We start from the raw sequence: 25400 nt of genomic DNA on the forward strand, positions 1-25400 counted from the left end.
TTTGAGATTTTATGTCTAAACAGCCAATGATAGAACAACTGATTGATGCACAACTTGACTTTTTAGAGCATGAGTTTGCACAAGCAGAAACCATTCAACATGAGTTTAAGCAGTTCTATCATTGGTTGCGCTTACAACAGTTAGGACATCTGTGGTCATTTGAACAAATCTTTGACCTGATTGAAAAGCAGATTTTAGCTACACCTGCCAGTCCATTTTTAGTCGAACAAATTGCTGAACATATCCGTTTTGCCTTGATTCATCCCATCAATGATCAAACTCGCATTGAAGATGTGATTCCAGTCCTCACCATTGATTCGATTGCGCAATACGTAGCCAGCAAAAGTGGACATCGCCAACGCCTGATTAAAACCATCGTCAATAACCCTGCTTTTTCTGCACTGATCACCCAACTGATTCAACACTCTATCCAAGACTATCTGGATAATTCCATGTCTAAGCGTGTGCCAGGTGTGGGACATTTTATGAAAATGGGGAAATCGGTCTTAGAAACCGTGACCGATTCAAATCTAAATGAAGCGATCGGAAACTACTTACAAAAGAATATTCAAAAAATCAGTCAAATGAGTGAAAAGGTATTAAACCAGCACTTCAATGATGACAAGCTATATCATTTTCAGGCCAATCTCTGGCATAAAATCAAAGTGATGCCTTTATCTGTATTGAAAAATTATATCGAAGTCCAAGACCTGCCGCAGACCGTGGGCATGGGACATGAGATTTGGGAACATATTCGTCAAACCCCTTACCTGAAGCAACAAGTGCATGATGGCGTCTATGCATGGTATGCCCGTAATCAGGAACGTAGCTTTGATCTTTTACTACGTGATCTGAATATCGACGAAGCGTTGATTGAAAATGAGCTCAGTCATTTGCTCAGCCCTGTTTTACAGCAAGTGATTAGCACGGGTTATTTAAGACAGCGTGCACGTGCTTATTTAGAGAAATTTTATTATTCTGAGCCAGTCAATCAAATTTTAAATAAAAAAGGATAAGGCATTTTCTGCCCTATCCTTTTGCTGCTTCGACTTAGAAACTATATGTCACGCCAAGATTGTAACGGCGGCCATCTAAGACATAGTTATAGGTATCTTTATCAATTTCTTTGTCAAATAGATTATAGATCCCTGCTGCAACTGCGATATTTTGTGTTGGCTTATAGTTTAACCCGACATCCACCATGGTATAGGCAGGTTTGCCTTTCGCCATTGCAGTGCGGCTTAAATAATCCGAAGTTTTACTGCGGTAGTTAACACGGCCCCAACTTGAGAACTGGTCATTAATTTCCCAGTCCGCAGTCGTATTGAACATATGCTTTGGCATTTCATTTAAAGGCTTGCCTTTGTTGATACCACTTTTTTGCTCGGTATCGGTGAAGGTATAATTGGCACTCAAGTTGACATTTGCTAAGACTTGCCAGCCAAAGGTCGCTTCTGCACCACGCATACTGGCTTTATCGACATTTTCACGCAAGCTGACAAAATCAAACTTCTCGCCTAACCAATCACATTTCATCTCACCAAGTTTACCCTGACAAGTTCTGACTTCAGTGATCTTGTCTTTAAATTCACTATTAAACAGAGTGAGCCCTGCGTTCAGGGTATCCAAATTATCCCAATTAAAGGAAACCTCATAGTTGACACTTTTCTCAGGTTTTAGATTTGGATTTCCAACAATTACCCCTTTACTTTGTCCACCACCCGTTGCTTGGCCCCATTCCGCAACTGTGGCACGAAGTGCTGGTGTTTTATAGCCTGTAGAAACACCACCTTTGATCACCCAATTATCATTGAGCCCCCAAACTCCATAGACTTTGGGGCTCCAGTGATCGCCAAACTTTTCATCTTTGTCTAAACGCAGCGAGGTTGTTAAGCTAAAGTCATCCACGATATTCCAGGCATTCTCAGCAAATAAGGCCCAACTATAACGATCAAGGTTCGAAACGGGTTTTGCCCCGCCCACACTTAACTGATTGCCTTTGTCATCCAACTCTTCCTTTAAGTACATTCCACCAAAGCTGAGGCTATTACGTCCTAAATTAATTTTATTGATGGTATTAACGGTGGTGTTGGTCGCTTCCATATTACGAGATGGGTTTTCATTTTCTTCACGCTGAATATAAGAATGTGTTTCAACTGCAGCAATCTTGCCACGATGGGTTAAACTATATTCAGTACGATAATAGTCAGTTAACGAATTTACAGGTCGGTTCCGTCCTGTTTGTACTGGAGAAATACTTTTCCCAACTGTTGCATCTCGATTTTGAATCGAACGCTGGTATTCAAGATCAATGCTATGATCATTGTTGGGTGTCAGACTGAATGCCGCCCCACCCGCACGAATTTTCTGTTTGCTATACCCACCGTAAATTTTATCTTCATCACGCTGAGAATACAGTCCATTGGCTTTAAAAGATAAAAGATTCGCAATTAATGGGCCTGCAATATATGCATTGCTCTGGTATTGATTTCCTGAGTCCGAGTTTTCTTGTAATGTCGTATCGACCTTAACCGAGCCAGTCCACGCGGTGGCATTCTTTTTGGTGATGATATTAATGACACCACCCATTGCATCTGAACCATATAAACCAGACATTGGGCCACGAATCACTTCAATACGCTCAATCGCCCCAATATTGGGCAACCAGCCCTGTTCAATCCCGGAGTTATCACTATTTGGTCGTACCGAGCGTGAATTTAATTTTTTCCCATCCACCATAATCACGGTATAAGCACTGCCCATACCTCGGATACTGATATCACTTGAGCTTCCCCCGCCTGTAACCACCACCCCGGGTACATCTTTCAAGGCATCGGTTATATCGCGATATGCTTTTTTGTTGATTTGTTCTTGCGTCAGTACTGAAATAGATGCTGCTGCTTTTTTAATATCCTGCTCAAATCCACTTGCCGTTACCACGATCTTGTCTAATTGCACTGCATCTTTATTGGTTTGAGTTTCTGCTGCATGTGCAATTGTCATCATACCACTCAGCACGGAAATGGTAAGCAATGATTGACGCACGATTGTATTGGACATATTCCCACCCGATTCAAAAAAATCTTAAGATCTGCTTAAAAATTGATGAAGATTCTAACAAAAAACAAATAAAACTCAATACAAATGATAATTATTATTATTTAAATATTCATTATTTTCTAATACATCTATTTATGAAATAAAGAAAAAAGCCCCCCTGTTTTGATCAAAAAATAAAAAAAGCCCTTTAACAGGCTTTTTTTATTACGGTCACTTTCAAGCAATTATTTAAAATAAGCGCCTTCAGCCTGCGTATGATCGGTTTGATCCACTACGCGCTGTAACTCAGGCACGTGTTGTCTCAACGTTGTTTCCACACCTTGTTTTAAGGTGACATCAATTGCAGAACAACCTTGGCAACCCCCACCAAATTTCAGCACTGCGGTCAGGCCATGTTCCGGGCTATCCTGTACTTCAACTAAACTACAGTTACCGCCGTGCCCTGCTAAACCTGGGTTAATTTCAGATTGCAGCACATAGGTAATACGTTCTTCAATCGATGCATCTGGCCCAACACGTGGCACTTTTGAGTTCGGTGCGCGGAACGTTAATTGACCACCAAAACGGTCTTTGTTGTAGTCAATCACCGCATCAACCAAATAGGGAATTGATGGCGCGTCGACATAAGCAGGAAAGTTAGGATAATCCTGTTTATAGTCTGTTGGCACCACTTCTTCAGGTGCGCTATATGCCATACAACATTCAGCACGTGGAGTACCCGGATTCTCTACAAAAACACGAACGCCAATCCCTGGTGTATTTTGCTTTGCTAATAAATCACCTAAATACTCTTGTGCAGAGGGAGTAATTAAAAGGTTTGGAATTTCTTCTGCGACAGCAGTGTTGGTGTTCTCAGTCGACATAACAATAATCCTCAAGCTGATGTCGTTATATTAACCGAAGATGGAGGGTAATAAAAAAAAATCAACCATTTTTGTAGGAATTCTATGCAAGATCATTGTTTATTAAGTTTTTAATGGCATTATTGCTTAGACACTGATCAATTTAAAACCTATATGTTACCTCTACCCTTTGGTCACACTGTGACTCTGATCATTATTACCGTTGCAATCTCCTTATTGGCCTTCTCCAATCAGGCGGTGATGAACCGTTTAATTTTCTGGCCTCCTGCCATGCAGCGTGGACAATATGATCGTTTTATCACGCATGGCTTTATCCATGCCGATGGTATGCACCTCCTGTTCAATATGATTACGCTGTTTTTCTTTGGCAATATCATTGAAAGCTTCTATCGTCAGTTTTTCTATGACATGGGCTTTGTTTTATTCTATTTGGGCGGACTAATTGTTGCCATTTTACCGAGCTACATAAAACATCGCGACGATGCACGATGGGCGAGCTTAGGGGCTTCTGGTGCGGTTTCAGCAGTCCTGTTTGCTTATATCCTGTTCCAACCTTGGAACTTGATCTTCGTGTTCTTTATCCCAGTTCCTGCCATTATTTTTGCCATTTTATATGTGGCTTATAGTATCTGGTCAGGTCAACGCGGCAATAGCAATATTAATCACAGTGCTCACCTGTGGGGAGCTGCCTATGGTGTGGTCGTGACCATTATTCTGGAACCAAGAGTGGTTCCGCATTTTCTCAATCAGCTCACCAAAATTCCATTTTAAAGCATTCCAGAACAAAGCCCCTCGCTCGGGGCTTTGCTTTTTTTAAGATTAACAATCAAATTTTAATTATTTTTATCATAAAAATCATCACTCTAAACTTGCCTTAATCCTTATAGAAAATTAAGTCGATTCTCATGTCTCGTAAAAGCCTCCTGAGCACGCTTTCAATTGCATTATTTAGTCTGTCAATTTCAGCTTGCAGTAATAATGATTCTGATAATTCCAACACTGTCGTTGAAACCAAAAAGCAACCTAACATTTTATTCATCATGGCCGATGACTTAGGCTATTCAGATTTAGGGGCTTTTGGTGGAGAAATTCGTACTCCAAACATTGATGCCCTGACGCGAGAAGGCCGCATTCTAACCGATTATCATACTGCACCAACCTGTTCTCCAACCCGCTCGCAATTGATTTCGGGCACAGACCATCATTTGGCTGGTATTGGTGCCATGGCTGAACTTACACCACCGCACCTAAAAGGACAGCCAGGTTATGAGGGCTATTTAAATGAACGCTCACTTTCCATCGCAGAGGTGCTCAAAGACAATGGTTATCGCACCTATATCAGTGGCAAATGGCATTTAGGCTTAACCGATGCAAGCAATGCACATGCCAAAGGTTTTGACCATTCCTTTACCTTGTTACAAGGTCTAGACCTACATTTTAAACAAGCGCCTTCGGCCTATAAACGTAATGCAACCTATACTGAAGATGGCAAACCCGTCCCAATTTCATCCTTGCCTGATAATTTTTTCTCAACCGATTATTACACCGATAAACTGATTAGCTATTTAGACTCAGGTAAAAACTCTGGAAAGCCCTTTATTGCCTACGCAGCCTATACTGCTCCACATTGGCCCTTACAGGCACCCACCGAATATCGTGACCGCTATCGTGGTGTTTATGATGTCGGCTATGATGTGATTCGAGATGCACGGATCGCCCGCCAGAAACAACTCGGACTGATCCCCGCCAACTTTACAGCTGCAGACCCTATTGCCACACAAAATGCACCACAAAAATACGGTAAATGGAATGAACTTTCACCTGAGCAAAAGGCCTTGGAAGCACGCAGAATGGAAATCTATGCGGGTATGGTCGAAAATCTGGATGCCAACATCGGTCGGGTCATTCAATATCTAAAACGCAATAATCTATATGACAATACTCTCATTTTCTTTGTGTCTGACAATGGCGCCGAAGGTTTTATCCGTGGTAATTATGGGGCTGAATCTGGGTTTGATAATAGCGTTGATAATGTCGGAACCTCAAGCTCTTACCATTATGTCGGGCCACGTTGGGCAGAAGTCAGTGCTGCACCCTTTCACCTTTGGAAAGATACGGCAGGCGAAGGCGCAACAACCGCACCTGCGATTGTAAAGCTACCTGATCAAAGCAAAGCGCAAGCAACCTATCATGGCTTTGCTTCCGTTCTGGATGTTTTCCCAACGGTTCTTGACTATGCCAACATTGCCATTCCACAAGGCCAATACAAAGGTCGCCAAATTAATACACCAAGTGGCTATTCTTGGAAAGCCATACTTGAAAATAAGGCTCAAGCAATTCGCCCTGTGAACTTTAGTTTTGCTGATGAATTACATGGCAGTAAATATGCACGTCAAGGAGACTGGAAAATCGCCCTACAAGGAACATCTGGACTTGGGACGGGTACATGGGAGCTCTACAACCTCAAAAATGATCGAGGAGAAACTCGAAATCTTGCGCAGGAGAACCCAGCCAAGCTGCAAGAGTTGGTGGATGTCTATAATAAATACACCCAACAAAATGGCGTCAAGGAATACTTCCTTAAATGAAACTCTCGCCCATTTTAATCTCACTCTGCAGCCTGTCCCTTGTGGCAGGCTGCAGCAAAGTTGCCCCAGACACCACAACGTCCCATCGCCAAACGGCGACCGCCACAGCATCCCTTGGCTCATTGCCGCAATGCCAACAGTATTCCGGCTTACCCCATGCTTGGCAACACAGTAAAACTGCGGGCATGGTTTGGATTCCGAAAGGAACATTTCAACTCGGTTCCAATTTAGCCTACCCTGATGAGCTGAATTTTGGCAAACCACAACGCCAAGTTGAAGGGTTCTGGATTGACCAAACGGAGGTGACCGTGGCCCAATTTGCCAGTTTTGTCAAAGCAACAGGCTATGTCACCGATGCGGAAAAACAAAAACAGGCCGCTGTATTTTCCCCTGATGTCAATCATCCGAATCAATGGTGGCAACTGAAAAGCGATTACTCTTGGAAAACCCCCAACGGCGCTGCAGGTCAAGCTCCTCTTCCCTCCGAACCTGTGCGTTATGTCACCAAAAATGATGCAGAACATTATGCGGTCTGGTTAGGGCGAGATTTACCTTCCGAACAAGAATGGGAGTATGCCGCCAAAGCTGGATCAACAACAGATACCCCTTTACACCAAGCACCTCAAGATACGCATCAACATCCCCAAGCCAATTACTGGCAAGGTGAATTCCCACTTAACAATACAGCGGAAGATCACTTCGACGGTGTAGCGCCAGTCGGATGCTATCCCGCCAATGCCTTTCGATTATTCGATATGATTGGCAATGTCTGGGAGTGGACGTCTTCTGTCTATCACGGCGCACATGATCAACACATGGGCAATTATGCGGAACTGCGACAACAAAACAGCACTGCAACGCAATATGTATTGAAAGGCGGTTCTTTTTTATGTGCTTCTAACTTTTGTGCTCGTTATCGAAATAGTAGTCGTTACCCACAAGAATTTGATTTAGCTGCAACCCATGTCGGGTTTAGAACCATCTTACGCACGCAATCCTGATATCGACTGCTGTTCAGCATTTTTGACGACCTATGCGTAAGAAATTCAATATCGCGTTCAAAGTGAATAAAAAAATAATGCATCAAATTTCTGGTGCATTCTCTTTTGCACTCGTTCTGTTCAAGCTGATTGTTTAGTGATGAAATTGAACCTTTCCCATTACAAAGTAATTATGAATCCAGCTTAAGTTTTTATAGGTTTAGGTATCTTATCGCCTTTTTATTTATACCAAATAATCCACTTCATCCGATAATTGCATAATAAATCACATTTTTTCCAATTAGTAATTTCATTTATTAACAACCGATATAAACTACAAGGATATATTTTATTCTTCTGATGGAATTTTTAGATGAATCTAATCCAACATGGCGCTGTCCTCAAAATATTGAACAAGGTTCAGCATGCTGATGATTGGATGATTTTTCTCGAACAGTTGAACCATTACTTTGATCTGCAGGCATCCCAACTGCTTGCTGTTGACCTAGAGGTACAAGCGCTTTCTTTCAGTGTTCATCACGGCATCAATTTTGATGCCAATCAACTTGAACAAGCCGCACTAACCCAAATCCGCTTGGCCATAGATGATGACCCGCGTTTAAAGAAAATGCTTTTAGGGCCAATGAAGGGATGGATGCATTGCACTCAACATTTTCAAGAACATGAAATTATTCAAACTCAAGTCTATCAACGTGTACTGCAACCGCTGAATCTACGCTTCTGCTCAGCCATTCAGGTGATTTATGATCACAAAGTTTGTGTCATTCTAGCCTTTCTCACCAGTCCTGATCGTGGTGCTTTAAACTGCACTGAGTTAGAACCCGTGTACGAGATTTTGCCGATGCTGCGGCAAAAGATTCAGCAATATCGGCATCATTTTGAATATTCCAGCATGACCTTACTCGGATCACAACTGATTCAAAAAATGAATCAGCCGATCGCAATTATTAATCTGAATGGCGATATCCTTGAAATTAATACTGAGGCAGAACAATTATTAGCATCGAATGAACAGATCCAGATTAAGCAACGCCGCTTTCTGTTAAGTGAGAATAAGCAACAACAATTCGATCAGAACTTGATTGAATTAGAACGTCTTTATAAAAATCATCACGATCTGGCACATGCAGAACGCAGCAAAGTCATGATGCTAGATCAACATTTATTCCTAACACTGGATTTACTCAGCCCGGAAAAAACATATAAGATTTTTGGTTTACGCCCAGTCTTACTGGCAACATTCTCAGGGCTTAAGCCTAAGCCCAAATACCAGAAAGACATTTGTACGCAACTTTTTATGTTTACCCCTGTTGAGCACAAAATCTGCGAGCAACTGCTTGAAGGTAAAACCACCAAAGAAATTGCCCTGATCCATGACATTCAAGCGGATACCGTGAAAAAACATTTACAATCGATTTTCAAGAAAACCAACACGCACCGACAAAGTGAATTGATTCAATTGTTGATGCAGTTGGTATAATCTCGAATCCCCCTTATGCAATCTCGGCGGGGAAGGCAATCACCTGATCAATGTTGAGCTGGTTCATGACCACCATCAACAACCGATCCACACCTAAAGCAATACCTGAACATTCTGGCATATTCGGTAGGGCTGCTAACAAATGCTGATCTGTTGGAATGACAGGTAATCCCTGCTGGGCACGCTCTGTATTATCTGCCTGAAAACGAGAAGCCAAAACCTCGGCATCCAAAAGCTCATCATAGGCATTGGCTAGCTCCAAGCCTTCGATATACACCTCAAACCGTGCTGCAACCAGTTCACCGTCTGCATCCTGTTTCACTTTTGCCAGCGAAGCCATTTCAGGCGGAAAATCCGTTAAAAATACAGGAGTATCAAAGCCTAAGCTAGGTTCTACAACATGAGAAAATAACAGATCCATATAGCCCAAACGGTCATCACCCAAATCAAGATTCAGGCCAACCCGATTGGCCGTGTCTTTAAGCTGTTTCAGACTTGCCTGTAAAGGATTAATTTCCAAACGATCCTGAAACGCATGTTTATAACTGAGAACAACAGGACGGATCTCGCCAAAGCGATGCGCCAAACAGCTTTCTAACAGATCAGCAGTTTCATGCATTAATCCTTTCAAATCGAGCCCAGGTCGATACCATTCCAGCATGGTAAATTCACTATTGTGCTTACGACCATGCTCATCATCGCGGAAAACTTTACAGATTTGATAGATCGGCCCACTGCCACTGGCCAATAAACGCTTCATTGGAAATTCGGGAGAGGTCTGTAAATACTGGGTATTTAATTTGCCATGAATATGGCGTTGCACCTGTACTGAAGCCAAATGCACATCGGTTACTCCCGCCTGCGACAAGACTGGCGTTTCCACCTCAAGCACTTGACGCTCGGCGAAAAACTGGCGAATCTTACGATACATTTCTGCACGTGCTTTTAAAGCATCGATTGAACAGGTCGGTTGGTAGGTTTTCATTACTTGACTCATGCTTTTGGCCCACCGTGTGCAGCCCACTCACGGCGCAAAGGATAGTTTTTACGAAGTAAATCAAATGCTTTTTGCTCAACCTTTCCATTTTGAACACAGGCACGAAGTTGCTGATCATCCGCAGCGATATCATAAATCTGCGTCAAATACTGCTTAAGTACCACTTTTAAATCCTGCTGCTCAAAATATTGTTCTACTGGTGGCAATTGACTTTCAAAATGCTTCGAGATGTCATATTTAAAACTATGGCAAAAGGCTTCATAAATCATTTGCGTGCCTCTGGCCTTACCTTCCAAGCTATAACCTGCAATATGCGGGGTCGCCAAAGCCAGCATGTCTAAAAGTGTTTGCGAAATCTCTGGCTCAAATTCAAAGACATCCAGCACCACTTGGCGTTTTGTCTTTGCAATATCATCCATTAACGCAGTTTGCTGAATCACAGGACCACGTGCACTATTGATTAAAATCGCCGTTGCTTTCATCTCAGCAAATGTGACCGCATTAAATAAATGCTGTGTTGGATAATCACCCGATACAGTTAAAGGTACATGAATTGAAATGGCATCGGCACGCTTTAACAACTCAGCAAAACTTATATTTTCAATGCCAGCCAATTGCACATAAGGATCATAGCCAATCACATTCCAGCCCAGTAATTGAGCCATCACAGCCAGACGACTTCCGACATTGCCTAGCCCCACGATGGCTAAAGTAAACGCCTTATTCTGTTCTAAAAGATCGCAATCTAAATGGAGTAAAGCGGTAATGACATATTCTGCGACTGCCTGAGCATTACAGCCGGGTGCGTTACTCCAAGCAATATGTTGTTGTTCTAATGCTTGCAGATCAAGATGATCTGTTCCAATGGTGGCACTGCCCACAAATTTTATTTTGCTCTGATCAATCAACGCATGATTCACTTTAGTCACCGACCGAACCAAAAGTGCATCCGCATCCTGCACATCACTGTTTGTCAGCGTTCGTCCTGCACGATGCTGTATTTCTGCAAATTCCGCAAAGAAATAATCGGTAAATGCCAAATTTTCATCTGCGATAATTTTCATACAGAAGCTTCCATCAATAAATCTCTGCCTATTATCCTTAGCAGGCTTCTAATTGACAATTCATAAATACAACTCTGCAGCGATTAAATGACCGAAAAATGCTGCTCTTGCTACACGCATGCGACATATTGCCAATTTACTGCAACATCTTTGCTCTTATACTAGGACTTTCCCTAATTCCTCCATCGTAATGACGCAATACTCTCCTTATAAAGGCAAAAATGGCATTAAACGGATTCTCAATGCCACAGGCTATTCAGTTGCTGGTTTTAAAGCTGCTTTTCGCTATGAAGCTGCTTTCCGACAAATTTTATTGCTCAATGTAATTCTGGTCCCGCTCAGTTTCTTCTTGAATGTCACCGCAGTTGAGCAAGCCCTAATGGTCGCTGTCTGCTTACTGGCGATTATTGTGGAACTATTTAACTCAGCCATTGAAGCCGTCGTTGATCGCGTTTCCCTGGAAAAAAATCCACTGTCTAAAAATGCCAAAGATATGGGCAGTGCTGCGCAATTTGTCTCTTTAGCGATTATCTTTTTTACATGGATGATTATCCTATTTCGATAGAAATTTGATCTTTTTACATAAAAAAAATCCCTGCATCTGCAGGGATTTTTCTGATCTAGACGAAGATGTATTACATCATGCCGCCCATACCACCCATACCGCCCATATCTGGAGCAGCTGGTTTATCTTCTGGGATATCAGTAATCATACATTCAGTTGTCAACATCAAACCAGCAACAGAAGCTGCGTGCTCAAGTGCAGAACGCGTTACTTTCGCTGGATCAAGAATACCCATTTCCAACATATCGCCATATTCGCCAGTAGCAGCGTTATAACCGAAGTTACCTTCGCCCGCTTTAACGGCATTGATCACAACTGAAGGCTCATCACCTGCATTCGAAACGATTTGACGAAGAGGCGCTTCGATTGCACGACGTAAAATGTTAATACCCGCAGTTTGATCTTCGTTAGCACCTTTTAAGTTATCTAACACATTCACTGCGCGTACCAGTGCAACACCACCACCTGCAACAACACCTTCTTCAACTGCAGCACGCGTTGCGTGAAGTGCATCATCTACACGGTCTTTCTTCTCTTTCATTTCAACTTCAGTTGCTGCACCAATTTTGATGACTGCAACGCCGCCAGCTAATTTAGCAACACGTTCTTGAAGTTTTTCTTTGTCATATTCAGACGTTGATTCTTCAATTTGTGCACGGATCTGTTGAACACGTTCAGCGATTTGCGCTGCATTACCAGCACCATCGACAATCACAGTGTTCTCTTTAGAAACAGTGATCTTATGTGCAGTACCTAAATCTTGAAGAGAAGCCTGTTCTAAAGACATACCCACTTCTTCAGAAATCACAGTCGCGCCAGTCAAGATCGCGATGTCTTGAAGCATTGCTTTACGACGGTCACCAAAACCAGGTGCTTTGACCGCACATACTTTGATAATACCGCGCATGTTGTTCACAACAAGTGTTGCAAGCGCTTCACCTTCAACATCTTCAGCGATAATAAGAAGTGGTTTACCTGTTTTAGCAACAGCTTCTAATACAGTGATCAATTCACGGATATTGCTGATTTTTTTGTCAACAAGAAGGATGAATGGATTTTCAAGTTCAGCAGTCAATGTATCTTGCTTGTTCGCGAAGTATGGAGAAATATAACCACGGTCGAACTGCATACCTTCTACAACGTCTAAAGCGTCTTCGAAGCCAGAACCTTCTTCTACAGTGATTACACCTTCTTTACCCACTTTTTCCATTGCTTGCGCAATCAACTTACCAACAGTAGTGTCAGAGTTTGCAGAGATCGAACCGACTTGTTCAATTGCCTTAAAGTCATCTGCAGGTTTTGCATTCGCACGGATATTCTCAACAACCGTTTTCACTGCAATGTCGATACCACGTTTTAAATCCATTGGATTCATACCTGCAGTTACAGATTTGATCCCTTCATTTAAGATTGCTTGAGCAAGTACAGTTGCCGTTGTTGTACCGTCACCTGCGATGTCATTGGTTTTAGAAGAAACTTCACGAACAAGTTGAGCACCCATGTTTTCAAACTTGTCTTTTAAAGAAATTTCTTTCGCAACAGTTACACCATCTTTAGTAATGTGTGGTGCACCGAAAGAACGATCAATCACAACATTACGACCTTTAGGGCCTAAAGTGACTTTCACCGCATCTGCAAGTACGTTTACGCCTGCAATCATTTTTGAGCGCGCTGAATCACCAAATTTTACGTCTTTAGCTGACATGTTAAACTCCGAATCTTTTTAAATTACTGTATCTGATAATTTTTGAGTTATGTTTGGATTAACCTTCAAGTACCGCTAAGATATCCGACTCTTTCATGATCAAGAGCTCTTCACCACTTACTTTTACTGTTGTACCGGCATAAGTACCGAACAATACTTTATCGCCAACTTTAACGTCTAAAGCACGAACGCCACTGTCAGTAATCTGACCATTACCTACTGCGATTACTTCACCTTGAGATGGTTTTTCAGCAGCAGAACCTGGAAGTAAGATACCACCAGCCGTTTTAGTTTCTTCTTCTACGCGACGAATCACAACACGATCATGTAATGGACGAATGTTGCTCATAGTTAACTCCATCAGACTTAGTCTTTTTGATTAATGTGTACCGCCAGTTCTTGGCAATACATAAAATTTTGATATGCCACTTTTGTGGGGTTGAAAAAAATGGCTTCAAGGGGGAAATGAAAAAAAAATCTATTTATAGATGTTTTTTTAATCACAACAGTATGGCGCTGCTGAATTAAACAACATTTTCTGATTTCAAAAAGGCTTGCTGTGTTTCATCTAACCAATAATGTTCCACTGTTCCATCATTCAAAATCACATTAAAACTATTGGTTAACCCAAAGCGTAATCGATTCGAAGTTGCTGTACCGGCATGAATATCTAAAATTGGATGATCAAATCCCAACTGGAAAATCTGATTTAAATCATGCACAGCCACGTTATGTAGATGTCCATGCAATAAACCCAATAAGCCTCGTTCCCCCCAACGCTCTAATGCAATTTTCGCGAGCACAGGACAGTCCTTATCCCCATGCTGATTGGGAAAAGTATAAAAAGGCTGATGGAAGGTCACCAACTTAAGTTTATTCAACGGCGCATGCTTTAGCTTTTCGTCAGTTTCGTGGATTTGCTCCAGCGAAATATGTCCACGCGTATGGTATCTACGGCGAATGCTGTTCATCCCTACAATATAAAAATGCTCTGTTTCCAATGTGGTTTCCAAGCGACCAAAAAACGCCTGATAACGAACAAAAGGCGAGAAAAAACGGTTCCAGATATGGAAGAGTGGAATATCATGATTGCCAGGAACCACCAGATAAGGAATCGACAATGCATCTAAAAATTGACGACATGCATAGAATTGCTTAAAACGTGCACGCTGGGTGAGGTCACCACTGACAACCACTGCTTCTGGTTGATGCTCTAAACAAAACCGCTTGATCGCCTGAATACAAACTTCACGTTCCGTTCCAAAATGTAGATCAGACAGATGTAGTAGCATTAGGAACCATCACTTTTAATGCAGATTTTTCAACTGAAAATTTTAACGGGGTTTGCATTTCCATAAGCTCTCCATCCACAGCTACGGTTAATTTTGGCTTTTTACAGTCAACCTGTATATGCTCGGCACAAAATGAATACACATCAGCAGCTTGATCAATTTTGCCCTGAATGAGTTTCCATAACATTTTCAATAAACTGAGACGATCACTTTTCGCAACGACAACACCTGCCAACTTGCCATCTGCAGCACATTTCGCAATTCTTAATTTCATATCACTAAGCTGCAGTTGATTATTACCAAAGAAAATCAATGGGGTCGCAACTGGATATTTTTGACCATCTACAGTGACAGCTAATTTCAATGACTTATATTCACGCATCAATACATCTAAACCCGATGTATAGGCATTTAAGGGAAAACGCCCTAACCGTTGATTATAAAGTTCACGTTTCTTAATAAATAAAGGATAGAGCCCCAAACTCGCATTATTCAAATAAATCTGGTCATTGATCGCTGCCACATGAACATCTTGTATTTTTCCTGTTGCAATTACTTCTGCCGCTTGAGCAACATCAATTGGAATATTTAATGCCCGAGCCACATAGTTAAACGTTCCCAACGGTATAATTCCCATCGGGATATCGGTATGAATTAGCTTCTTGGCAACCGCATTCAGAGTCCCATCCCCACCTGCAGCAACCACTACACCACGAAAATCAGCCTGTCGATGCCGAAGTAAAACATCTTGCATCATCTCATCAAAGTTGACCTGCTGATTTAATTCAAATACCTGGATTTCGAATCCATATTGCGTCCAGAAGGTCATGAGACGCTCATATTCTTCATCCTGTTGCGCTGCATGAAAACCTGATTTTTGATTATAAATAATAGATAAAGGCTGTAAATTCTGAGTCATTAACATCAACCTTAAGGGCGAGAATAATCATATTTTTGTTTACAAAATCAACAAATAAAAGCTTGTTTATGTAAATTTTGAATGAGCTTCATTCATATAATCAATAACAATTCTCAAAAAAGCAAAAAATAAATTAAACCATTGTTTTAAAACATGATTTATAACAAAAATAATATATATAAATAAACAAAATACTAAAATATAAAATAATAAAGTTGTTTAAAAACAATAAAATAAAAATAATTATCCCTAAGTACCTTAATCCCCCCACCTATTCTTTAGTCTTATATTTTTTATGATTTTATGCTTTAATACAGCCACTTTTTTACTTCCTCTGTCTTACTGCCATCCAGTAGATAGAACTTGTACGTTGTACACACTTTAAAAAGGCATCACCATGACCCAAGTGAACGCACCAGAATTCGTTCGTCACCCTAAGCTAATTGCATGGGTGGAAGAAATTGCAAAATTAACCAAACCAGCAAAAATCGAATGGTGTGACGGCAGCGAAGAAGAATATCAACGTCTGATGGACTTGATGATCGCTAACGGCACCATGCAAAAACTTAACCAAGAAAAACATCCTGGTTCTTATCTTGCAAATTCTGACCCTTCTGACGTTGCTCGTGTTGAAGATCGCACTTATATCTGCTCTCAAAATCAAGAAGATGCTGGCGCAACCAATAACTGGGTTGCTCCTGCTGAGATGCGTGCAAAATTAAATGGATTATTTGACGGTGCAATGGAAGGCCGTACCATGTATGTGGTTCCCTTCTCGATGGGTCCTTTAGGAAGCCACATTGCTCATATTGGTATTGAGTTAACAGATTCTCCTTACGTTGCTGTCAGCATGACAAAAATGGCACGTATGGGCAAAGCAGTTTATGACGTGTTAGGCACAGATGGCGAGTTTATCCCATGTGTACACACTGTTGCTGCACCGCTTAAAGATGGCGAGAAAGATGTTGCTTGGCCATGTAATAATGAAAAATATATCGTTCACTACCCAGAAACACGTGAAATCTGGTCTTACGGTTCTGGCTACGGCGGTAATGCACTACTAGGCAAAAAATGCTTGGCATTACGTATTGCGTCTGCAATGGGTCGTGAGCAAGGCTGGTTAGCTGAACACATGCTTATTTTAGGCGTGACCAACCCACAAGGTGAAAAACACTACATCGCAGCAGCATTCCCTTCTGCTTGTGGTAAAACCAACTTTGCAATGTTGATTCCACCAGCGGGCTATGAAGGTTGGAAGATCGAGACTGTAGGTGACGATATTGCTTGGATCAAACCAGGTGAAGATGGTCGCTTATATGCCATCAACCCAGAAGCTGGTTTCTTCGGTGTTGCGCCGGGTACAAATACCAAGACTAACCCGAACTGTATCGCAACGATGCATAAAGATGTGATTTATACCAACGTTGCAGTGACCAAAGACGGCGAAGTATGGTGGGAAGGTCTAACTAAAGAAGTTCCAGCAGACCTGATTACTTGGAAAGGTCAACCTTACGTTGAAGGCGAAAAAGCAGCGCATCCAAACTCACGCTTTACTGTTTCTGCAGGTCAATGCCCTTCGATTGACGCTGACTGGGAAAATCCAGCAGGTGTACCAATCTCTGCATTCATCTTTGGCGGTCGTCGTGCAGACACAGTACCTTTAGTTTCTGAAGCATTTGACTGGGTTGATGGCGTTTACAAAGCAGCAACCATGGGTTCTGAAACCACTGCCGCAGCTGTTGGTCAACAAGGTATCGTACGTCGTGACCCATTCGCAATGCTTCCATTTGCGGGTTATAACATGGCTGATTACTTCGGTCACTGGTTAGACATGGGCAAAAAAGTCGGCGCGAAAGCTGAAGCTGCGGGTAACAAACTACCAAAAATCTTCAACGTAAACTGGTTCCGTCGTGATGCCGAAGGTAACTTCGTATGGCCTGGTTTTGGTCAAAACATGCGTGTTCTTGAGTGGATCATTGATCGTTGTGAAGGTCGTGCAGAAGCGACTGAAACACCGATTGGCTATGTTCCAACTTACGAACAATTGAACTGGACTGGTCTTGATTTCTCTAAAGAGCAATTCAACACTGTTACCGCTCAAGACAAAGATCAATGGATCAAAGAGCTTGAAAGCCACACTGAGCTATTTACTAAACTTGGTGCTCGCTTACCTCAAGCGCTTAAAGATCGTCAAAATGAATTATTAGCAGCGGTTAAATCTGCTTAATCATCATTGACATAAAAAGGTCGCTTCGGCGGCCTTTTTTGTCATTTTAAGCTGACAAACTATAATATACTAACAGCCTTAAACGTGATTTTCACCCATCGAAGATGAACAAATTAAGACTTTAATGTGCAAGCAAAAGTCAGTTTAAAAATATAAAGAGATCTGTATCTCATCGATTTAAACAGGAAAAGTTATGCAACAAGACATTACAACTGCACAAGATTTTTTAAAATTACTCCCAGACTCAGACACTGTCTTTGCAGCCAGAGACTCCTTTCTCACAAAACATTTACTCCCCCTCATTTCGATTAACCTTGCCCAGATCAATCCTGAATGGCAAGGCTGGATTCATTTAGTCAATCCCATTGAACCTTATGAATGCTACATCGGCTCAGAAACAACGGAGTTCCACAATGAATTTGCGCATGAAAATTGGTTTATTTTACAACTAGATGAACAATCTCAATATCATTGGCTAGCTGATCAGCACTATTTTATTCTAGAAAATAACAATCACGCTTCATATACTGACGTTTTTAATCATAGCCAAGAAATGCATGCGGATTTTCAACAGGTCAAACAACGTTTCTTAGAACAAAAAAGAGTAATTAGCACCTCTGATGTCAAGTATCAGAATAAGAAACCCGCCATCTTACTCAATCAATTGGGTGGTGATGCAAGTTATGGCAACTGGTGCTATCCCATCGAAGAACAACTTAAATTGAAAAATATTGAACAAGATGACAATTGTTTTGTACAGATCTTTGATCAACATGAACGACGTTATTATTTTATTGCTTCCGCATCGGGTTGGGAATATTGCAATCACGGTGCCGACAATATCTTGATGTTTTATCAACCCGAAACTCGACGCGTCTTATTTACCTTTGACTGGACATAACTGATCACAGGTCGCTTCGGCGGCCTTTTTTATTGTCGCCTCTTCGAAAAATTCTATTAAATTCGCCTATCAATACAACTATTCCCATTAACCTAACAATGAAATAAATTGCAAAATTAATAAATATTAACAATAATTATAATAATAATATTTCTCATTTACATGGTTGTAGACATGAGCCTCTCCCCTTTTTTTAAGCGTACACCTCTCTTTTTAGCCATCTCAGGATTTATCTCCATTAGTTCATACAGCCATGCGCTAGATGAAGGGGCACAACAACTCCCAAGCATCAAAGTGCAAGCGATTCAAGATGATGATAATAGTGAAAAAACTCAGGCATACACGATTAAAAACAGCGCTAGCGCTACTAAACTCAATATTGAAGCCAAAGAAATCCCTCAAACCATTAATGTGGTGACACGTCAACAAATTGAAGATTTTGGATTAACCAGCTCTAGAGATATTTTAAATAACACACCAGGCATTATCGTCAACTCCTCCGAAACTGACCGCTCAGTGTATATGGCACGGGGGTTCGAAATTTCAAATATTCTGGTCGATGGAGTCGGATTTCCCGCGAGTGGCTGGAACTATAATGACACCAATCCAGATAGTTACTTCTATGACCGCATAGAAGTCATCAAAGGTGCAGATGCACTGACCAATGCATTTGGCGATCCAAGTGCGACCATCAACTATATTCGCAAACGCCCAACCAAAGAATTCCAAGCCAATGCAGGTTTAAGCTATGGTTCATGGGATACTCAACGCTACGAAGCTGATGTTTCTGGTAGCCTTTCTTCAAATATTCGTGGTCGTCTGTCTGGATTCGAGCAAACGGGTCATTCCTATTTAGACCGTTATTCATCTGAGAAAAATGGGATTGCAGGGGTTATAGAAGCGGATATTACAGACCAGACGTTATTGACTATCGGTGCCAGTCAAGAAAAAAACAAGCCGAATGCCAACAATTGGGGCGCGCTCCCTTTGATGGATGCTTCAGGCAAACAAATTAGTTATAACCGCTCTTATAACCCGAATCCAGATTGGGCTTACTGGGACAACACATCACGCAAGGCCTTCATTGAGTTAAAGCAAAAATTCTTAGAAACATGGTCTGCCAATCTAAGCTATAACTATAACGAAAAAGATCGCCAAAGCCAGCTACTCTACTATTATGGCTACCCTAAAGCAGACGGTTCAGGCATTTCACTCACTCCAAGTGGCTTTCTGGAAAACAATAAACTACATACTGCCGATTTTAATTTGCAAGGTAAATTCGACCTATTCAATCGTGAACATGAAGCCATTGTTGGTTATACCTTCTCCAAAAGTCATCAAAATGACCATGAGAAAAAAGGAACACTTCTGGATAGCAATATCAGCTATGTTGACAATAGCCCCTATACAACCGATTGGGCGAGTTGGACACCCAGTAGTGTAAGTTGGTCTAATTTTTCTCAAACAGCTGACTATACGCAACGCAACCAATCGGTTTATGCTGCCACACGCCTTCATCTGAATGACGACCTCAAATTAACCTTAGGCGCAAACTATGTTCAGGCCAAAAGTGAAGGCTCAAGCTATAATGCACCAATGAATTATAATGAAAGTAAAGTTTCACCTTATGCAGGCCTTAGCTATAACTTCACACCTGAATATACAGGCTATATGAGTTATACCTCTATTTTTAGACCACAGACCTCAGTTAATGAAGCGACGGGGAAAGTCGCAGATCCAATCAAAGGACAAAGTTACGAACTTGGATTCAAAAGCTCATGGCTAGATGACAAGTTAACGGGAACACTGGCCATTTTCCGAACGGAAGAAAATAACTATCCGCTACGCGCTACGGATGGCAATCCACTTAATCGTAAAGTCGCAATCAGCGACCTACGCTCACAGGGTGTAGAAGTTGGTTTGGCTGGTCAGTTGACCGATCAAGTCAATATTTCTCTGGGTTACACTCAATTTAGCTTACAAGATTTAAAAAATGGTGGTGCAGCCAGAACCTACAACCCGACACAAAGCTTTAACCTCCTCACCACCTACTCTCCAACACAGTTACCAAAACTGAAAGTTGGTGCCGGTTTAAAATGGCAAAGTAAAATCAGTCGTTTAGACCCTACCTATGCCACTTACCTTCAACAAAGCGATTATGCACTGATCAATTTAATGGCAAGCTATGAAGTTAACCCGCGTTTCAGCATTCAAGCCAATGCCGACAATGTGACCAATAAAAAATATCTAAATAGCTTTACCGATGGTCAATCCTTTTATGGTGAGCCAGCGAACTACACCGTTGCACTCAAGTTTAAATACTAAACCGTAAAGGTTCAGCCCAAACAAAAAATAAAAAAGCCCCTTGTCCATGCATGAACAAGGGGCTTTTTTATCAATAACTTTTAAGCAGCAACCGTGGTGTTTGGTTTATTTGCCAAATAAGCATCTAGGTTTTCAATTTCATTTGCTGTGAAGTTCAAACCGAGTTTAGAACGTCTCCACAAGATATCCTGACTGTTCGTTACCCATTCAGAACCACACAAATAGTCGACTTCTTTTGCATATAAGCCTTGGCCAAAATACTGCCCCAGCTGTTCAACCGAGGTTGCTTCGCCCAAAATACTCCAGATACGTGAGCCATAAGCAGATGCCCAACGTTTCGCTAAAGCTTCTGAAGCATCTGTGACTTGTGCGCGAATTTCTTTTGCCAGCTGCTCAGCCGACTCCATATTTTCACCGCCAGGCAATGCTTCTGTTGCAGTCCAGCTCCCCTTCATTTCAGGGAAGAATGGCTTTAATTGCTGCATTGCAGATTCTGCCAGCTTGCGATACGTGGTTAACTTACCACCAAAAACCGAAAGTAACGGCGCTTGCTCATCACCCTCTTTAGACAATGCCAAAGTATAGTCACGCGTAATCGCCGATGGATTATCTGACTCATCATCACACAGTGGACGCACGCCTGCAAAAGTCGAAATAATATCCGCTTGCGTCAATTGATTCTTAAAGTGTGCATTACTCACTTCAATTAAGTAATCAATTTCTTCTTGTGTAATTTTCACTTGTGCTGGATCACCTTGGTATTCACGATCCGTCGTACCAATCATGGTGTATTGGTCTAAATACGGAATTGCGAACACAATACGACGGTCATCATTCTGCATAATAAAGGCTTTATCACCTTCATACAGCTTCGGCACAATAATATGGCTACCTTGAATCAAGCGAATGCCATAGGGTGATTTAAGCTGCAAATCTTGCTTAATAAACTGTGCAACCCATGGACCCGCCGCATTCACCAAAGCCTTGGCTTTAATCTGGAACTGGCCTTGTGCATTTTCCAAGTCAACAACCCAGTACTGCCCTTCGCGTTGTGCCGATAAACAACGGGTACGCGTCACAATGTCAGCACCCTTTTCACGGGCATGCATTGCATTGAGCACCACTAAACGAGAGTCATCAACAGCACAATCTGAGTATTCAAAACCACGCGTAATCGCTGAGTTTAATGGGCTGTCTTCTTTAAAATAGACATTATTTGAACCCAATAACTTTTCACGTTTACCCAAATGATCGTAGAAGAACAATCCTGTCCGAATTAGCCAAGCTGGACGCAAGTGTGGACGATGCGGCATGATAAAACGCATTGGTCGAATAATATGCGGTGCTTTTGCCAATAACACTTCACGCTCGGCCAAGGCTTCGCGTACAAGACGGAACTCTTTATGTTCAAGATAACGTAAACCACCATGAATCAACTTACTGCTTGCAGAAGAGGTATGGCTGGCTAGATCATCTTTTTCACATAGGAATACAGATAAGCCTCGACCCGAAGCATCTGCGGCAATACCAACACCATTGATACCACCACCAATCACAGCTAGGTCGTAAATTTTGTCATTTGACTGAGGAGAAGTTTGCATAAGTCACCGCAAATTTTCATTATTGTTCAATAACGAACATTAAAACATGCAAAATGAAAATAAACAACAAAAAATAGTCAAAAAAATGCCAATTTATAGGCATTTTTAGATAAATAATCAAAACTGAAAATAGATGTATACAAAAAGATCACGATTGAGCAATGCAAAGACCGCTCGGGCTTACAACATTCTTCTTATTTAAATAAACCTGAGCCAGAGACACTCGGCTCAAGAAAAGTAACAATTTTTCGAAAGTGAAGATCTATTCGGCAACAACCAGAGCAACATCTAGCTCACGGATTGTTTTCATAAATTCTTCGCTTGGTTGTTGATCGGTAAAAATACAATCCACCTGCTTTAGCGACCCCAAACGAATCATGGCATTACGGCCAAATTTACTGCTATCTGCCGCAAGAAATACCTGACGTGCACTAGATACAATTTCCTGAGACACACACACTTCCTGAAAATCAAAATCGAGTAACGTACCATCTTCCTCAATCCCACTAATCCCGACCAGCGCATAATCTGCTTTAAATTGTTTAAAGAAGTCTGCCGTCGCCTGACCAATGACTCCACCATCTGGACGAACACGCCCACTGGCAATCAAAACTTCAAAATCTTCTTTGGTACTAAGGATTTTGGCGACATTAAGATTATTGGTAATAATCCTTAAACCCGTGTGATTCAACAAAGCATGTGCAATGGCTTCTGTTGTGGTTCCAATATTAATAAATAAAGAGGCATAATCAGGAACAGCTGCAGCCACTGCGGCTGCAATCATTCTTTTTTGTTCCAGCATGTGCCCAACACGCATTGTGTATTCAGTGTTTTCTACACTCGAATCATGCGCCGCCCCACCATGATAGCGACGGAGCAAACCTTCATCTGCCAATTGATTGATATCACGACGAATCGTCTGTGGGGTAACATCAAAATGTTGAGCAAGTTCTTCAATACTGATATAGCCACGTTCTCTCACTAACTCGAGGGTTTTCTGTTGGCGTAGTATCAAGCTCATGCTCATCCATCCTGTGTTGTTTTAAGTCCGCTTAAATTGGAGCTATTTTAGCTTAATCTTCCGCCCAATCACGAGTGCGTCCGACTGCTTTTAACCAACCTTTATAAAGTTTCTCAGTCACATCTTGACTGCACTCTGGCACAAAGGTGTTTTCGATCGTCATTCTACTCTTCAATTCATTCAAATCCGACCAGAAACCGACTGCCAAACCAGCCAAGAATGCCGCCCCCATCCCCGTGGTTTCTTTCATTGCAGGACGTTCTACTGAAGTTCCCATAATGTCAGCTTGGAATTGCATCAAGAAATTATTGGCAGTAACACCACCATCAACACGTAAGGTACGTAACTTTTCACCCGAATCCTGCTGCATGGCATCCAGAACATCACGGGTTTGATAAGCAATCGACTCGAGCGTTGCACGAATAATGTGTTCGATGCTCACACCGCGGGTAATCCCCAAGATTGCACCACGTGCGGTAGGATCCCAGTATGGCGCACCTAAACCAGTAAATGCAGGGACCACATAGACACCATTGCTGTCTTTGACCTTGGTTGCATAGTATTCAGAATCATGCGAATCATTAATCGCCTTGAGTTCATCACGCAACCACTGCACACAAGAACCACCATTGAATACCGCACCTTCCAATGCATAGTTCACTTCACCGCGCGGACCACACGCGATTGTGGTCAATAAACCATGATCAGACTGAACAATACGTTTGCCCGTGTTCATCAGCAAGAAGCAACCCGTACCATAGGTATTTTTTGCTTGCCCCACTTCCACACACATTTGTCCAAATAACGCAGCTTGTTGATCACCTGCAATACCTGCAATCGGAATTCCAATCTCTTGTCCGCTAATGGTATGGGTATAACCATAAATTTCGGAAGAACTACGGACTTCAGGCAACATTGCTTTTGGAATGTTTAACGCTTCAAGAAGTTTGTCATCCCATTGCAAAGTCTCGATATTGAATAACATCGTACGTGAAGCATTGGTATAGTCTGTGACATGCACTTGACCGTTGGTCAATTTCCAAAGTAACCAGGTATCAATCGTACCAAATAGCAACTCACCACGTTCTGCACGTTCACGGCTGCCTTCAACGCGATCCAGAATCCACTTAATTTTAGTTGCCGAGAAATACGGATCAAGTACCAGACCTGTTACTTTGTGGACATAATCCTGCCAACCGTCTTGGCGCAGTTGATTACAAATTTCATTGCTTTGACGACTTTGCCATACAATTGCATTATAAATAGGCTTGCCGGTCTGCTTATCCCAAATCACCGTGGTTTCACGTTGATTGGTGATCCCAATCGCTGCAATTTGCTCGCTAGAAATACCTGCTTGCGCTAAAGCTTCAACCCATACGGCGCTTTGAGTCGCCCAGATTTCCATTGGATCGTGCTCAACCCAACCTGGCTGCGGGTAAATTTGCGTAAACTCACGCTGAGCAATACTGATGACATTCGCATCGTGATCCAACACGATCGCACGTGAACTCGTTGTACCTTGGTCAAATGCAACCACGTATTTCTTTTGACTATCTGTAGAGATCATGACATACCTATCCAGACTTGCTTAATTGAGGGCTAAGTCAAATTTCAACAAACCCTATCTTGCAATAAATTAAATGCCCGTTAAAAAACGGGCTCCAATACTGCAAAAAAGCAATGACTTCTGTATTAAATAAAAAACTTGGCAGATTATATGCAAAATTGTTCGAAAACGAAAATTCTTTCTTTAAATTTGAAGCTAAAAAACGATGAATAGCCTGTATTTTA

General features: G+C 41.8%; 20 protein-coding genes. 9 read left to right on the plus strand and 11 right to left on the minus strand.

What is annotated here, in order from left to right; genetic code table 11:
* Window positions 1-11: 11 nt before the first annotated feature.
* Window positions 12-1016: a hypothetical protein gene (locus F895_RS03260; protein ID WP_005243488.1), complete on the plus strand. Its 1005-nt coding sequence runs from the start codon at window positions 12-14 to the stop codon at window positions 1014-1016.
* 34 nt (window positions 1017-1050) lie between these two features.
* Here the strand turns inward: F895_RS03260 and F895_RS03255 are convergent, their stop codons facing one another.
* A complete protein-coding gene (locus tag F895_RS03255; RefSeq protein ID WP_005243497.1) occupies window positions 1051-3060 on the minus strand; it encodes a ligand-gated channel protein in 2010 nt (669 codons plus the stop codon).
* Window positions 3061-3284: 224 nt separating this feature from the next.
* Window positions 3285-3923, minus strand: coding sequence for a Fe-S biogenesis protein NfuA (gene nfuA / locus F895_RS03250; protein WP_005243499.1), 639 nt, complete (start codon window positions 3921-3923; stop codon window positions 3285-3287).
* Between the two features lie 153 nt (window positions 3924-4076).
* On the opposite strand from nfuA, the gene F895_RS03245 reads away from it, so the two are divergent.
* The 4 genes from F895_RS03245 to F895_RS03230 all read left to right on the plus strand — a co-directional run bounded on the left by F895_RS03245 (window position 4077) and on the right by F895_RS03230 (window position 8992).
* Window positions 4077-4694: a rhomboid family intramembrane serine protease gene (locus F895_RS03245; protein WP_005243500.1), complete on the plus strand. Its 618-nt coding sequence runs from the start codon at window positions 4077-4079 to the stop codon at window positions 4692-4694.
* A gap of 134 nt (window positions 4695-4828) precedes the next feature.
* Complete coding sequence (locus tag F895_RS03240; protein WP_005243502.1) at window positions 4829-6511, plus strand: arylsulfatase; 1683 nt, start codon at window positions 4829-4831, stop codon at window positions 6509-6511.
* Window positions 6508-7512, plus strand: coding sequence for an SUMF1/EgtB/PvdO family nonheme iron enzyme (locus F895_RS03235; protein ID WP_005243504.1), 1005 nt, complete (start codon window positions 6508-6510; stop codon window positions 7510-7512). The genes F895_RS03240 and F895_RS03235 overlap by 4 nt, the downstream gene beginning before the upstream one ends.
* A 352-nt stretch (window positions 7513-7864) precedes the next feature.
* A complete protein-coding gene (locus F895_RS03230; RefSeq protein ID WP_005243505.1) occupies window positions 7865-8992 on the plus strand; it encodes a helix-turn-helix transcriptional regulator in 1128 nt (375 codons plus the stop codon).
* Window positions 8993-9005: 13 nt separating this feature from the next.
* Here F895_RS03230 and epmA read toward each other — a convergent pair whose 3' ends face one another.
* Together epmA and F895_RS03220 are read right to left on the minus strand one after the other, a co-directional pair.
* On the minus strand, window positions 9006-9989 hold the full coding sequence (epmA, locus tag F895_RS03225; RefSeq protein WP_005243507.1) for an EF-P lysine aminoacylase EpmA: 984 nt from the start codon (window positions 9987-9989) through the stop codon (window positions 9006-9008).
* Entirely contained in the window at window positions 9986-11053 is a 1068-nt protein-coding gene (locus F895_RS03220) for a 4-phosphoerythronate dehydrogenase (protein WP_005243508.1), read from the minus strand. Before F895_RS03220 ends, epmA begins: the two co-directional genes overlap by 4 nt.
* A gap of 190 nt (window positions 11054-11243) precedes the next feature.
* Here F895_RS03220 and F895_RS03215 point away from each other — a divergent pair, with 190 nt between their 5' ends.
* Entirely contained in the window at window positions 11244-11618 is a 375-nt protein-coding gene (locus tag F895_RS03215; protein WP_005243510.1) for a diacylglycerol kinase, read from the plus strand.
* Window positions 11619-11688: 70 nt separating this feature from the next.
* Here the strand turns inward: F895_RS03215 and groL are convergent, their stop codons facing one another.
* The 4 genes from groL to F895_RS03195 all read right to left on the minus strand — a co-directional run bounded on the left by groL (window position 11689) and on the right by F895_RS03195 (window position 15534).
* Complete coding sequence (gene groL / locus F895_RS03210) at window positions 11689-13323, minus strand: chaperonin GroEL (RefSeq protein ID WP_005243511.1); 1635 nt, start codon at window positions 13321-13323, stop codon at window positions 11689-11691.
* Window positions 13324-13381: 58 nt separating this feature from the next.
* Window positions 13382-13672, minus strand: coding sequence for a co-chaperone GroES (locus F895_RS03205; protein WP_005243512.1), 291 nt, complete (start codon window positions 13670-13672; stop codon window positions 13382-13384).
* A 175-nt stretch (window positions 13673-13847) separates the two neighbouring features.
* Window positions 13848-14615: a metallophosphoesterase family protein gene (locus F895_RS03200; protein WP_005243513.1), complete on the minus strand. Its 768-nt coding sequence runs from the start codon at window positions 14613-14615 to the stop codon at window positions 13848-13850.
* On the minus strand, window positions 14596-15534 hold the full coding sequence (locus F895_RS03195; protein ID WP_005243515.1) for a diacylglycerol/lipid kinase family protein: 939 nt from the start codon (window positions 15532-15534) through the stop codon (window positions 14596-14598). The genes F895_RS03200 and F895_RS03195 overlap by 20 nt, the downstream gene beginning before the upstream one ends.
* Window positions 15535-15931: 397 nt before the next feature.
* Between F895_RS03195 and F895_RS03190 the strand changes: the two genes are divergently transcribed.
* The 3 genes from F895_RS03190 (at window position 15932) to F895_RS03180 (ending at window position 20987) form a co-directional block, all read left to right on the plus strand.
* On the plus strand, window positions 15932-17761 hold the full coding sequence (locus F895_RS03190) for a phosphoenolpyruvate carboxykinase (GTP) (RefSeq protein WP_005243517.1): 1830 nt from the start codon (window positions 15932-15934) through the stop codon (window positions 17759-17761).
* Window positions 17762-17954: 193 nt separating this feature from the next.
* Window positions 17955-18662 (plus strand): hypothetical protein, encoded by a 708-nt coding sequence (locus F895_RS03185; RefSeq protein ID WP_005243519.1) that lies wholly within the window; start codon window positions 17955-17957, stop codon window positions 18660-18662.
* 162 nt (window positions 18663-18824) lie between these two features.
* Window positions 18825-20987, plus strand: a complete 2163-nt coding sequence (locus F895_RS03180; RefSeq protein ID WP_005243520.1) for a TonB-dependent siderophore receptor — start codon at window positions 18825-18827, stop codon at window positions 20985-20987.
* A gap of 80 nt (window positions 20988-21067) precedes the next feature.
* Here F895_RS03180 and glpD read toward each other — a convergent pair whose 3' ends face one another.
* The 3 genes from glpD to glpK all read right to left on the minus strand — a co-directional run bounded on the left by glpD (window position 21068) and on the right by glpK (window position 25176).
* Window positions 21068-22588, minus strand: coding sequence for a glycerol-3-phosphate dehydrogenase (gene glpD, locus F895_RS03175; protein WP_005243521.1), 1521 nt, complete (start codon window positions 22586-22588; stop codon window positions 21068-21070).
* 262 nt (window positions 22589-22850) lie between these two features.
* Window positions 22851-23609 carry a DeoR family transcriptional regulator gene (locus F895_RS03170; RefSeq protein ID WP_005243523.1) on the minus strand — a complete coding sequence of 253 codons (759 nt, stop codon included), beginning with the start codon at window positions 23607-23609 and terminating at the stop codon, window positions 22851-22853.
* Between the two features lie 52 nt (window positions 23610-23661).
* Window positions 23662-25176 carry a glycerol kinase GlpK gene (glpK, locus tag F895_RS03165; RefSeq protein WP_005243524.1) on the minus strand — a complete coding sequence of 505 codons (1515 nt, stop codon included), beginning with the start codon at window positions 25174-25176 and terminating at the stop codon, window positions 23662-23664.
* Between the last annotated feature and the right edge of the window lie 224 nt (window positions 25177-25400).

This window comes from Acinetobacter sp. CIP 64.2, from assembly GCF_000369645.1.
GTDB lineage: Bacteria > Pseudomonadota > Gammaproteobacteria > Pseudomonadales > Moraxellaceae > Acinetobacter.